The sequence below is a fragment of the Paenibacillus albiflavus genome (genome assembly GCF_004344915.1).
Lineage (GTDB): Bacteria > Bacillota > Bacilli > Paenibacillales > NBRC-103111 > Paenibacillus_AM > Paenibacillus_AM albiflavus.
The window spans coordinates 148,607-161,819 of record NZ_SKFG01000002.1; the positions used below are offsets into that span (position 1 = coordinate 148,607).

A 13,213-nucleotide genomic window follows, 5' to 3' on the forward strand; every position below is an offset into this window, starting at 1 on the left:
ATATGGCTAGAGTGCGTGTTGGCCGAGTAGGCGAACAGATCAAAAAAGAGCTCTCTCATATTATTCAAACGGAAATCAAAGACCCGCGTGTTGGGTTTTTGACCGTTACTGGCGTAGATGTGACGAATGATTTGTCACAAGCTAAAGTGTTCTTAAGTATTCTAGGTTCTGAAGAAGACAAGAATAATGCCGTTAAAGCTTTAACCAAGGCTACAGGTTATATTCGATCAGAGCTTGGTAAACGAATTCGTTTGCGTAAAGTGCCTGAATTGATTTTCAAAATCGATACTTCGATTGACTATAGCTCAAGGATTGAGAATCTTCTTCATCAAATTAAAGAGGAGAATCCGCCAGAATGATAACCTATGACGGAAAAGAATATGAGCCATCGCTTTTGAAAGTAGGAAAATTTATTTTAGATCATGATCATTTCTTGGTCGTGGCTCATATTCAGCCTGATGGCGACGCAGTCGCTTCCACAGCCGCAATGGGTTGGATTCTGAAACAGCTAGGCAAGCATTACACAATGGTTAACGAGAACAGCATGCCTGAGAAGTTTCTCTTTTTGCCTGGTGTTGTGGATATAATTAGTGGGACTAGCAGTATGGAAAGAAAATTCTCGAGCGTAATTGCATTAGACTGTGCGGATTACTCGAGAGTTGGTTCTATTCAAGGGTTAATTGCTGAAGATGCGCATATTCTGAACATTGATCATCATCCAACGAATGATTATTATGGAAAATGCCAAGTGATTAAAGCTGATGCCGCGGCAACCGTCGAAATTTTATACGATTTAGCCTGTTTGTTGGAGCTTAAGCTGGATCGTGATTTTGCTAACTTGATTTATGCGGGATTGCTGACGGATACGGGTGGTTTTAGGTACGCATCCACAACATCCAAGGTGCTAAAAATGGCAGCCAGATTATTGGAGCTTGGGGCCAAAGGGCCCGAGCTCGCTAATCTGCTACTTGAACGGATGACGTACGAGCAGGTATCATTGCTTCAGCAAACGCTACCGACACTTCAATTTACACCTGACCGCAGGATCGCATGGATCGTTGTAACCTCTGAATTAATTGAAGGAGCAGGAGCTTCCAATGAAGATTTGGACGGGCTAATCAATTATCCGCGCAATGTGGAAGGGGTAGAGGTAGGCTTGCTTATTAAGCAGAGAGGCGATATGGAATACAAAGTTTCCTTTCGCTCAGCTGGCTTAGTTGATGTTGCGTTAATTGCCAAAGGCTTTGGCGGTGGCGGACATGTGCGAGCGTCGGGTTGTACGATTCAAGGACAAGTGGAAGACATAATCAAGCAATTGATTCAGGAAGTAGGGAAACAGCTACAATGACGAAACAGCAGCTAGAAGGCGTCCTGGCTGTAATGAAGCCTGCAGGCTGGACATCACATGATGTTGTAGCCAAAGTTCGCAGACTTGTTGGTGTTAGACGAATTGGACATACGGGTACACTTGATCCGCAGGTGACAGGTGTATTACCGTTATGTATCGGTCGAGCTACAAGAATGGTTGAGTATATTCAGGAACTGCCTAAGCAATATGAAGCAACTGTCGTAATTGGACTTGCGACAGATACAGAAGATTTATCTGGTACTGTACTTGAGCGTGTGAATGAAGTCACAATCTCTGAGGCTGATATACGCTCAGCGATTTCTTCCTTTCTGGGAGAAATTGAACAAGTACCTCCGATGTACTCAGCTGTTAAAGTTGATGGCAAAAGATTGTACGAACTAGCTCGTAAGGGCGAACAGGTGGAACGGAAGGCACGTAAAGTCACGATTCATGAGTTTGAGCTGTTGGATATGCGATTAGATGAATCCTTACCTGAATTCTCTTTTCGGGTCACATGCTCCAAAGGAACTTATATTCGGACATTATGTGTAGACATTGGCCGTAAGCTGGGATTTCCTGCAGCGATGAAGGAGCTTATCCGAACTCGCACAGGGAATCTATCTCTTGATGACTGCTTAACCCTAGAACAAATTGCTGAGCTGTCAGCAAATGGTACACTGGCAGAACGGTTAATACCAGCGGATCAGGCAATTGGTCATTTGCCAATTCTTCATTTATCTGAGAAGCAAGCCGTACAAGCTGCTCAAGGACAAAGAATACGATTGCAAGCTGAAGCTGAACTGAATGAAGTAGCTGACCAGGCGATTGTTCGGGTGTATGACAGGCAAGAGAATTTCGTTGGACTATTCCAATGGAATGAAGGGAACCGGATCCTTGCTCCGCACAAAATTTTTAGCGAGCCTCCCACTTCATCCGTTTAACATATGGTAGGTGATCACTTATGGACGTAATTTCTCTTACTCATCCTTTTGCAGATAAGCCCCAAGGACCATCAGGCAAGCAAGTTATTGCGATTGGTGAATTTGATGGGGTACATCGTGGACATCAAGAAGTCATTGCTAAAGCGTGCAGTTCTGCTAAAGCAGCAGGGTGCGAGCTTGCGCTTATGACCTTTGACCCACATCCTCGTAAAGTAATCGGGATCGAAGGCTACGATCAATTGCTAGCGCCTGTTCCGCTCAAGCTGGAGTTGTTTGATAAGCTAGGGGTTGATCGAACTTATTTAGTTACGTTTAATGACAACCTTATGCGATTAAGTGCTTCAGAATTCGTAGAGCGTATTCTTATTCCACTAGAGCCTGAAACGATCATCGTCGGATTTGATTTTCGATTTGGACATCGTGCGGAAGGAAATGTAGATACGTTATGCGAGCTTAGCAAGGGACGATTCGCGGTTCAAGTCGTTCGACCCTATTTAATAGAAGGTGCTGAAGTTAAAATAAGTTCTTCCGCTATTCGTACTGCGCTCTCTGAAGGTGATGTCAAGACGGCCAATCAATTGCTAGGGCGGGCATACAGCATCCAAGGTGAAGTAATTCACGGCGATGCGCGTGGAAGAACGATCGGGTTCAGAACCGCTAATCTGCAGCTTCAATCTCCCTATTTGATCCCACGCTATGGTGTATATGCCGTACGTGTGGAATTGAATGGAAACATCTATAATGGAGTTATGAATATTGGGGTTAAACCTACCTTCCAGACAGGTGAGCTGAAGCTTTCCCTGGAAGTGCATATTCTTGACTTCTCCGAAGACATCTATGGGCAGCAGCTTAAGGTGGAATTGATTGATTTTATTCGTGGAGAGCAGAAATTCTCTTCAATAGAAGAGCTTATCAAAGAAATTCAAGCTAATGCCAATACAGCACGCTCGATATTATCAAGCATTTCCAAATAAGCGTCGGGTTTGCATGGAATAAGTTCATTTACGCTTGCTTATGCATTTGTTTAATGTTATACTGATGAACGTTGCAAGATTAGGCTATCATAGTCTGTTAGTCTGAATGTGACAAAAGAACCTCAGCGCGGTTATCGTTTTCACCGACGTTTACTGGGCTGCAGGCGATTATGAATTTTGAATAGGAGGTGAAAAGGATGGCATTAACTCAAGAACGTAAAACGCAATTAATTCAAGAACACAAAACTCATGAGTCCGATACTGGATCTCCTGAAGTGCAGATCGCTATCCTTACGGAAAACATCGTTAACTTAACGGATCATTTGCGCACACACAAGAAGGATCACCATTCCCGTCGTGGATTGCTTAAAATGGTAGGTCAACGCCGTAAGCTTCTAGCTTACCTAAAGAACAAAGACGTACGTCGTTACAGTGCTTTGATCGAGAAGCTAGGTATCCGCAGATAATCAAAGTTGCCCAAAAGCAACCGCGCTTAGCGCACCTCAAGCTCCTTATGCGAGCCGCGTGTGCTTAGCAGGTTGCTTTTCTTCTTTTCTCTATTTTAAAAGTGAAAAAGAAGGAAATACTAAGTAATATGCAGAATACATAGGTTGGATTACTCTTGAATTTATTATGGATTCAATTTTATCATATAACATTAAATTCTATTTATGACCTGAAGCGCAATAGTGAATCGTAATTTGGGTTGCCCCAGGACAAGCAGTCTGGTTGTATGGAATTTATTAATATATTCACATGGTATACTCACAGGAGGTTAATTATGATCAAAAAAGTTCAAATGGACTTAGGTGGACGACCGCTTATTCTTGAGACAGGTCAACTAGCTAAGCAAGCTAATGGATCAGTAACCGTACGTTATGGAGATACGGTTGTATTATGTACAGTAACAGCTTCAAAGGAGCCGAAGGATCTAGACTTCTTCCCGCTGACTGTTAACTATGAAGAGAGACTATATGCGGTAGGTAAAATTCCTGGTGGCTTTATTAAGAGAGAGGGCAGACCAAGTGAGAAAGCGATTCTTTCCAGTCGTCTTACTGACCGTCCGATTCGCCCGCTATTCCCTGAAGGCTTCCGTAATGATGTGCAAATCGTTTCAATGGTCATGAGTGTGGATCAAGAATGTGCACCTGAAATTGCAGCTATGATCGGTACTTCAGCTGCACTTAGTATTTCGGATGTACCGTTTAACGGTCCTGTTGGCGGTGTAATTGTTGGTCGTGTAGATGGACAATTCGTGATTAATCCAACGTCAGAACAAGCACTGCGGAGCGATATTGATCTTGTCGTAGCAGGTACAAAAGACGCTATTATGATGGTTGAAGCAGGCGCTGCGGAAGTTCCTGAGGAAGTTATGCTCGAAGCCATTATGTTTGGCCATGATGAGATTCGCAAAATTGTTGCGATTCAAGAGCAGTTCGTACAGGATGCTGGCAAACCGAAGATGGAAGTGAAGCTCCATGCTGTTGATGCTGATGTTAAATCAGCAGTTCGTGAATTTGCCGAAGCTAAATTAGTGGAAGCAATTAAAGTACAAGAGAAGCATGCAAGACAAGATGCAATTGATGCGGTTAATACGGAAGCAGTCGCTCATTTTGAAACGGTATATGCAGAGACATCTGACCTAATGGATGATGTTCATGAAGTTCTTCATGATATCGTTAAAGATGAAGTGCGCCGCTTAATCACACATGATAAAGTAAGACCTGATGGTCGTGGACTAAATGAGATTCGTCCAATTGAATGTGATATTGAGCTTCTGCCTCGTACACATGGCTCTGGACTCTTTACTCGTGGTCAAACTCAGGCACTTTCTGTTTGTACGCTTGGTGCACTAGGTGATGTGCAGATTCTGGATGGTCTTGATTTGGAAGAAACAACTAAGCGATTCATGCATCACTATAACTTCCCGCCATTCTCAGTAGGTGAGGCGAGACCGCTTCGTCCTCCTGGTCGTCGTGAGATTGGTCACGGTGCTCTTGGCGAGAGAGCATTATCTTATGTTATTCCTTCCGAGACAGAATTCCCATATACGATTCGTCTCGTTTCTGAAGTGCTTGAATCCAATGGTTCATCATCCCAAGCTAGTATTTGTGCATCAACATTAGCGATGATGGATGCAGGCGTACCGATTAAAGCACCTGTTACAGGTATTGCGATGGGATTGATTAAAGATGGAGAACATTTCTCGATTTTATCAGACATTCAAGGGATGGAAGACCATCTAGGAGATATGGACTTTAAGGTAGCAGGTACCTCTAAGGGTGTAACTGCTCTTCAAATGGATATCAAAATTGAAGGTATTAATCGTGAGATCCTTCAGCAAGCGCTTGAGCAAGCTAAAGAAGGGCGTATGTTCATTCTTGGCAAGATCATGGATCGTATCCAGCAGCCGAAGACATCTCTATCCCAGTATGCTCCAAAAATTATCGTGATGAACATCAATCCAGACAAGATTCGCGATGTTATTGGTGCAGGTGGTAAGATTATTAATAAAATTATTGAAGAAACTGGCGTTAAGATTGACATCGAGCAAGATGGACGCGTGTTTATTGCTTCTTCTAACCAAGCAATGAATGAAAGAGCACAAACGATTATCGAAGGCATCGTTCGTGAAGCTGTTGTAGGTGAGACTTATCTCGGTACAGTGAAGCGTGTAGAGAAGTTTGGTGCATTCGTTGAAATCTTGCCTGGCAAAGAAGGGCTAGTTCATATTTCGCAATTATCGACTGAACGTGTTGCTAAGACAGAGGATGTCGTGTCTGTGGGCGATCAAATTACAGTGAAGGTTACTGAAATTGATGCACAAGGACGTATCAACTTATCACGTAAAGCTACACTTCAAGTAGAAACACAAGCTTAATACACGTTTATAAAATTCACACCCTAAATTGCTGTGATTGTGCGGCATTTGGGGTGTTTTTGTTTTATTACAGAATTTATAACATTTGTGTCATAAATTCTGAGTAATACCATAAGAAACGCATCCGTCTTAAAAGACGGTGAAACAGTTTCTTCTTGTTTTCAAAAGATATTCGGACAACCAAAGTATAAATGTCCTGATTTTCGCATATGCCTAGGACAAACACTAAGGTTGATTTGAGGTGCCGTATAATGAAGTGGAGAAGATTGCTCGTCTTAAGTGGTTGTTTGGTCATTACTTATTATTTGCTTGGACAATCCAAGGAAATGGATGCTTACATTATGAGCTTGAAGAGTGAGCCTGCACAAGCAACCTTCAGTCAGATCGTATATTCGCCTCATGATGAAGAACTGCGCAAGCAAATACACCTGGAAGCGGAGAAGCGAAGACAAGCACCAATCGATGCTAAATCGGATCGGGTATGGGGGCTTATTCCTGGCTACAATGGTCTTGAGATCGACGAAGAGAAAACATATAAGCTTGCAATCAAAGAAGGTAAGCTCGATGACTCCACGATTGTATCCTATGAGGTGCCACCTGCCGTTGGACTTGATGAGCTCAAGCCTAGGGAAATCTACAAAGGTAATCCTAATAAACCGATGGTTGCACTTATGATTAATGTCGCTTGGGGAGATGAATATTTGCCCATCATGCTGGATGTCTTAAAGCGAGAGGATGTGAGGGCGACGTTCTTTTTTGATGGGACATGGCTAAAGAAGCATCTGGAAATAGCGAAGCAAATTCAAGCAGCAGGACATGAGCTGGCGAATCACGCTTATACCCATAAGGATATGGATAAGCTAAGTCGCTATAACGCCATACAAGAGATGTCGAAGACACAAGAATTACTATCGACTGGACTAGGAGTGAACAATACGTTATTTGCACCACCGTCTGGGGCATTTAATCAAGATACCGTGAATCAGGCTGCCGAACTCGGAATGCGCACTATTCTGTGGACAGTGGATACGATTGACTGGAAGAATCCGAGCAAAGAGCAGATATTAAATAAAATTCGAGCAAAAGTTACTGCAGGCTCTATGATTCTAATGCATCCAACAGAGTCTTCTTCAGGAAGCTTGGAAAGTATGATTCAAATTATTAAGGGCAAGGGACTAGTGCTGGATACAGTGTCTGAATTACTCTCGCCAAAACGCGTTCCAGAGCAAAAACTTTCAAACAAAACGCCTTCCAGCTTGAACGTCCATTGAGGTTAAGCCTGTTTTTTGGTATTATAGAATTTATAACTTTTGTGTCATATATTACTGATGTTAATTGCTTACTATGCAAATCTTAGGAGGTAACACTTTTGAATAAATATACGTTATCCAACGGTATTCGTGTAGTTGCTGAGCAAATTTCAACCTGCCGCTCCGTGGCATTTGGTATTTGGGTGAAGACAGGCTCGCGTAACGAAACGAAGCTGAACAATGGGATTTCTCATTTTATCGAGCATATGCTGTTCAAGGGCACTTCACGCTATTCTGCCAAAGATATCGCTGAAATTTTCGACGGGATTGGCGGTAACGTGAATGCTTTTACTTCCAAGGAGTACACTTGCTTCTATGCCAAGGTGCTCGATGAGCATTTACCGATTGCGGTTGATGTGCTTGCAGAGATGTTCTTCCATTCAGAGTTTGATGAGTCCGAACTTCAGAAGGAGAAGAATGTTATTTTTGAAGAGATTTCGATGTATGAAGATACACCTGATGATCTCGTACATGATTTGATTGCAAAGGCTGCTTACGGGACACATCCACTTGGCTATACGATTTTAGGAACGCAGGATGTTCTATCGAGCATGAATTCGCAAGATCTTCGCAATTATATGAATGAATTCTATAATATCGAGAATACCGTTCTTGCGATTGCAGGCAATATCGATGATTCGACGAAAGAATTGCTTGAGAAACACTTTGGCAGCTTTAAGAACAGTGGGAAGAAGACAGACTACATAGCGCCAGAGTTTCAAAGTGAAGTTGTATTCCATTCGAAAAAAACAGAGCAGAACCATATTTGTCTCTCGTTGCCAGGATTATCGCTGCGTGAAAATAATCTCTATCCAATCGTACTCCTCAACAATATGATTGGCGGAGGTATGAGCTCTCGCATGTTCCAGGAAATTAGAGAGAAGCGGGGACTTGCTTATTCCGTATTTTCTTATCATACGGCACATGCAGATACAGGTCTGTTCACTATTTACGCGGGTACAGCCCCTAAGCAAACGCAAGAAGTGCTCGATGTTACATTAGAAATGTTGAATGAGCTTGCTCGTACAGGTATGACTGAAACCGAACTGAATAAAGGCAAAGAGCAGCTGAAAGGTTCGTTAATTCTAAGCCTGGAGAGCACCAGTTCACGAATGAATCGACTTGGGAAGAATGAATTAATGACGGGTCGTCATTTTACGTTAGATGAGATGATTAAACGTATTGAGACTGTGAACATGGAGCAGATCGACGAACTAATTAAACGTTTATTCTCACAACCATTTGCTGTAGCTATGGTCGGCAGTAACGATCAAGTGTTACACTCATTTAATAGAGGTGAAATCATTGGCTAGTGTATTATATGATGTTGAAATAATGAGATTGAGCGGCAATGAGGATATTGCACTTCCTGCCAAAATGTCTGAAGCGGCAAGCGGCTTCGATTTATGTGCTGCAATAGCTGAGCCCGTGACGCTGGCTCCAGGACAGCGCGCGCTGGTCCCGACTGGGTTTGCGCTTGCGATGCCAATAGAGCTTGAAGCTCAGATCCGTCCGCGCAGCGGTCTTGCGTATAAGCACGGAATTACAACGTTAAATTCTCCGGGAACCATTGATGCAGATTATCGTGGAGAAGTAAAGGTGCTGCTTATCAACCACGGACAAGAACCGTTCGTGATTAATCGCGGTGAACGTATCGCCCAAATGGTATTTCAAGAGGTGCCAGGTATCCGTCTTCAAGAGGTAACTAGCTTAAGTGAGACGGTTCGCGGCGCTGGTGGATTCGGACATACAGGTAAATAAAACAATCGATTATACGCTCTCGCAGCTACTAGCTGCAGAGCGTTTTTTACTGTAGAGGGGCCTCACTTCGCTTTGCACCATGCTATAGGCTTAAGCATAGTATATTTTAGTTCATATATAGTTTGATTTGGACCAAACGCGAAGGGAGGCGGAAGTCTCTTGTTAACAGGAATAGAAGTTGCCTTTGTTGGCGGGGATGCAAGGCAGCTTGAGGTGATTGATAAGCTGAGTCAGCTGGATGCGTCGATCACATTGATCGGATTCGACAATTTGCAGCAATCCTTTAGTGGCATCCATAAGATGGTTGATTTAACCAAAGATGCATTCGTTAGGAAGGATGTCATTATATTACCACCAGTAGGGACAGATGACGCAGGTCGTGTTGACTCCATCTTTTCAACGAAGGAGTTAATATTGACCGACCAGATACTTGCTGGGTTGCCGAATCATGCGAAAATTTATACAGGCATGTCCAAAAAATATCTCAATGATTTATGCGCGGCTCATGGCATTCAAGTTATTGAACTGTTTGAACGAGATGACGTTGCGATCTACAATTCGATACCGACCGCTGAAGGAGCGATTATGCTCGCCATTCAGAATACGGATATTACAATTCATGGCTCGCAATCGATGGTGCTTGGGTTTGGTCGCACGGGTTTTACAATGGCACGTACGCTCAAGGGTCTAGGGGCATCGGTTAAGATAGGTGTAAGACGTCCGGAACATTATGCACGTGTGTGGGAGATGGGCTTTCAGCCTTTCTACATCAAGGATTTATTCGAGCAAGTGGCTAATATTGACTTGCTTTTTAATACAATTCCTACTATGATAGTCACAGCGCAAGTTATCATGAATATCCCGCATCGGGCGGTCATTATTGACCTTGCTTCCAAGCCTGGCGGCACGGATTTTCGGTTCGCCGAGAAGCGTGGCGTGAAGGCAATATTGGCGCCTGGATTACCTGGATTAGTCGCCCCCAAAACAGCTGGACGAATCATAGCGAGCACATTAAGTCAGCTCATTGAGGAAGACTTCAAGAAGGGGAATGATGCGTAATGGATTGGAATGGGATAACAGTTGGCTTTGCATTAACAGGTTCACATTGCACGCTCGAAGAAATTATGCCTCAAATCAAGCGATTTGCTGATCATGGTGCTAACGTAGTGCCTATCGCGTCACACTCGGTGATGACGACAGATACTAGATTTGGCAAGTCTGCGGATTGGCTGCAACAGATTCGAGAAATTACGGGCAATGAGATTATAAGCTCAATTGTTGAGGCGGAGCCACTTGGTCCGTCTAAATTACTAGATGTTATGGTAATAGCACCTTGCACGGGCAATACAACTAGCAAGCTCGCCAATGCCATGACGGAAGGGCCAGTACTGATGGCTGCAAAAGCGCAGATGCGCAATCAGCGTCCACTTGTACTCGCGATTTCTACCAATGATGGACTTGGTCTTAACTCTATGAATATCGCTAAATTGTTGATTACCAAAAATATATATTTTGTCCCGTTTGGGCAGGATGCACCTACTGTAAAAAGCAATTCGTTAGTAGCACGCATGGATCTTGTTATGGAGACTTGTGAGATGGCACTTAGCGGCAAACAGCTCCAACCCATGCTGATAGAAAGATATAATTACTAGAATGCTTTAGTGAATTACTGAATTAAAAGGTTCGTTTTAAGGGAGAGATGATCATGGCGAAACACAAACTTTTCAACGTAGCGGTAGTTGGCGCAACAGGAGCAGTAGGCGTACAAATTCTTCGTCTCTTGGAAGAAAGAAATTTCCCGATCGCAGAACTTAAGGTATTATCTTCAGCTCGATCAGCTGGCAAAGTGATTAAGTTTAAGGGTCAAGATGTTATCATCCAAGAAGCTAAACCTGAAAGTTTTGATGGTGTTGAAATTGCCCTATTCTCAGCAGGTGGCGATGTTTCTCGTGAACTCGTACCAGCAGCGATTGATCGCGGTGTAATCTGTATCGATAATACGAGTGCTTTCCGTATGGATCCAGAAACGCCACTTGTTGTACCAGAAGTTAACGTCGATAAAATTAATGAACATAAAGGGGTTATTGCAAATCCCAACTGTTCGACGATCCAAATGGTTCATGCATTAAAACCACTCTATGATCGTTACGGTATATCTCGCATTATCGTTTCTACTTATCAAGCCGTATCTGGTGCAGGAGTATCGGCGATCAATGAGATGCTGCGTCAATCCAAGGACATTCTTGAGACTGGCAGCACCAAGCCAGATATTCTGCCTGTATCCTCACTTCCGGTGAAGCATCAAATCGCATTCAACGCAATTCCGCAAATCGATAAATTTCATGAGAGTGGCTTCACATATGAAGAGCTTAAAATGATCAACGAAACGAAAAAGATCATGGGTGACGACTCTATTGAAGTTACAGCAACCTGTGTTCGCATCCCTGTCGTATATGGACATTCCGAATCAGTGTATGTGGAGCTGAAAAGTGATTTTGATCTGAGTGAAGTGCGTAGCTTGCTAGCTGATGCGCCTGGTATTGTCCTTCAAGACAATCCTGCTGAGCAGGTATATCCATTAGCGTCAGAATCTGCTGGCAAGAACGAGACGTTCGTAGGGCGTGTTCGCAGAGATTTAAGCAATCCACGTGCACTTAACATGTGGATTGTGTCTGACAATCTGCTTAAGGGCGCAGCATGGAACGCTGTGCAGATTGCTGAATACATTGCAATAGAACAGGAATAGAGGGGCTAGCTATGCGTATATTAGTACAGAAATTTGGAGGAACATCGCTTTCTACTATCGAAGCTAGACAGCATGTTATTGGACATATTAAGGATGCTTTGGAGCGGGAATACAAACTTGTCATTGTCGTTTCTGCAATGGGGAGATTAGGCGATCCATACGCTACGGATACTTTATTAGGATTAGTCTCCGGTAATGGCAAGTCTTTACCTGCTAGAGAGAAAGACATGCTATTATGCTGCGGTGAAATTATATCAGCAACGAATCTTTGTTCTCAATTGCAAGCTGAGGGAATCTCATCTGTCGTTATGACAGGCGGGCAAGCCGGCATTCAGACGAACAATGTATTTGGCAACGCACAGATCGTTTCGATTGACACATCTGCTATTATCGAATACTTGAATCAGGATCAAGTTGTAATCGTTACTGGATTCCAGGGAATGACTGCTTCACATGAATATACAACACTTGGGCGCGGTGGCAGCGATACTTCTGCTACCGCACTTGGTGCTGCACTTCGTGCTGAAATTGTTGATATATTTACAGATGTCAATGGCATTTTAACTGCGGACCCTCGCATTGTTGAGGATGCAAAGCCGCTAACACAAGTTAGCTTTGTTGAAATCTGCAATATGGCGCAAAATGGGGCCAAAGTTATTCATCCACGTGCTGTTGAGGTTGCGATGCAGGCTAATATTCCTGTACGTGTCCGTTCTACATTCTCGAAGGATACAGGAACACTAGTTACCTCTACGGAAGCGATCAAAGCCGATTGGGGTCATGTAGCAGACCGATTTGTTACGGGAATTGCACACACTAGTGGCGTTACGCAAATTCAAGTGGGCGCTGCCGAACAGCAATATGATCTTCAATTAAAAGTGTTTAAAACGATGGCACAGCATCATATTTCAGTTGACTTTATTAACGTAAATCCATCGGGTGTAGTTTACACGGTATATGACTCAGAAGCAGAGCGTGCAATCCAGCTTCTTAGAGAGGCAGGATTTGAACCTAAGTGGTTATCAGGCTGTGCGAAAGTTGCTGTAATTGGTGGGGGAATTAACGGCGTACCAGGAATAATGGCACATATTGTAGAAGCATTAACTGAAGAAGATATTCAAATTTTGCAATCCGCTGATTCGAATACAACCATCTGGGTGCTTGTCAGTCATGATAATATGATTGAAGCAGTACGCGCGTTGCATCGTAAGTTTGAACTAAACAAATAATCTAAGTATCATGCTTGCTTATA

Annotated in this window: 13 protein-coding genes; all 13 read left to right on the forward strand. The window is 43.3% G+C overall.

The features are described 5' to 3' along the window. The first annotated feature begins 2 nt into the window (after positions 1–2). Positions 3–359, forward strand: a complete 357-nt coding sequence (gene rbfA / locus E0485_RS03850) for a 30S ribosome-binding factor RbfA (RefSeq protein WP_132416652.1) — start codon at positions 3–5, stop codon at positions 357–359. After that, complete coding sequence (locus E0485_RS03855; protein ID WP_132416653.1) at positions 356–1,348, forward strand: DHH family phosphoesterase; 993 nt, start codon at positions 356–358, stop codon at positions 1,346–1,348. Before rbfA ends, E0485_RS03855 begins: the two co-directional genes overlap by 4 nt. After that, a complete protein-coding gene (gene truB / locus E0485_RS03860) occupies positions 1,345–2,289 on the forward strand; it encodes a tRNA pseudouridine(55) synthase TruB (RefSeq protein WP_132416654.1) in 945 nt (314 codons plus the stop codon). Before E0485_RS03855 ends, truB begins: the two co-directional genes overlap by 4 nt. Before the next feature lie 20 nt (positions 2,290–2,309). After that, entirely contained in the window at positions 2,310–3,263 is a 954-nt protein-coding gene (locus tag E0485_RS03865) for a bifunctional riboflavin kinase/FAD synthetase (RefSeq protein WP_132416655.1), read from the forward strand. A gap of 197 nt (positions 3,264–3,460) precedes the next feature. Then, on the forward strand, positions 3,461–3,730 hold the full coding sequence (rpsO, locus tag E0485_RS03870) for a 30S ribosomal protein S15 (RefSeq protein WP_132416656.1): 270 nt from the start codon (positions 3,461–3,463) through the stop codon (positions 3,728–3,730). Between the two features lie 314 nt (positions 3,731–4,044). Next, positions 4,045–6,144 (forward strand): polyribonucleotide nucleotidyltransferase, encoded by a 2,100-nt coding sequence (gene pnp, locus E0485_RS03875; RefSeq protein ID WP_132416657.1) that lies wholly within the window; start codon positions 4,045–4,047, stop codon positions 6,142–6,144. A 251-nt stretch (positions 6,145–6,395) separates the two neighbouring features. Further along, a complete protein-coding gene (locus E0485_RS03880; protein WP_132416658.1) occupies positions 6,396–7,415 on the forward strand; it encodes a polysaccharide deacetylase family protein in 1,020 nt (339 codons plus the stop codon). A 98-nt stretch (positions 7,416–7,513) separates the two neighbouring features. Beyond that, positions 7,514–8,767, forward strand: a complete 1,254-nt coding sequence (locus E0485_RS03885; protein WP_132416659.1) for a M16 family metallopeptidase — start codon at positions 7,514–7,516, stop codon at positions 8,765–8,767. Positions 8,768–8,789: 22 nt separating this feature from the next. Further along, the gene (gene dut / locus E0485_RS03890) at positions 8,790–9,215 is read left to right on the forward strand and encodes a dUTP diphosphatase (protein WP_132416877.1); all 426 of its coding nucleotides are present in this window, start codon (positions 8,790–8,792) and stop codon (positions 9,213–9,215) included. Between the two features lie 159 nt (positions 9,216–9,374). Then, positions 9,375–10,274, forward strand: a complete 900-nt coding sequence (gene dpsA / locus E0485_RS03895) for a dipicolinate synthase subunit DpsA (protein WP_132416660.1) — start codon at positions 9,375–9,377, stop codon at positions 10,272–10,274. After that, positions 10,274–10,867: a dipicolinate synthase subunit B gene (locus tag E0485_RS03900; RefSeq protein ID WP_132416661.1), complete on the forward strand. Its 594-nt coding sequence runs from the start codon at positions 10,274–10,276 to the stop codon at positions 10,865–10,867. Before dpsA ends, E0485_RS03900 begins: the two co-directional genes overlap by 1 nt. 53 nt (positions 10,868–10,920) lie before the next feature. Continuing rightward, positions 10,921–11,961 (forward strand): aspartate-semialdehyde dehydrogenase, encoded by a 1,041-nt coding sequence (locus tag E0485_RS03905; protein ID WP_132416662.1) that lies wholly within the window; start codon positions 10,921–10,923, stop codon positions 11,959–11,961. An 11-nt stretch (positions 11,962–11,972) separates the two neighbouring features. Further along, entirely contained in the window at positions 11,973–13,190 is a 1,218-nt protein-coding gene (gene dapG, locus E0485_RS03910; RefSeq protein ID WP_132416663.1) for an aspartate kinase, read from the forward strand. The last annotated feature ends 23 nt before the right edge of the window (positions 13,191–13,213 follow it).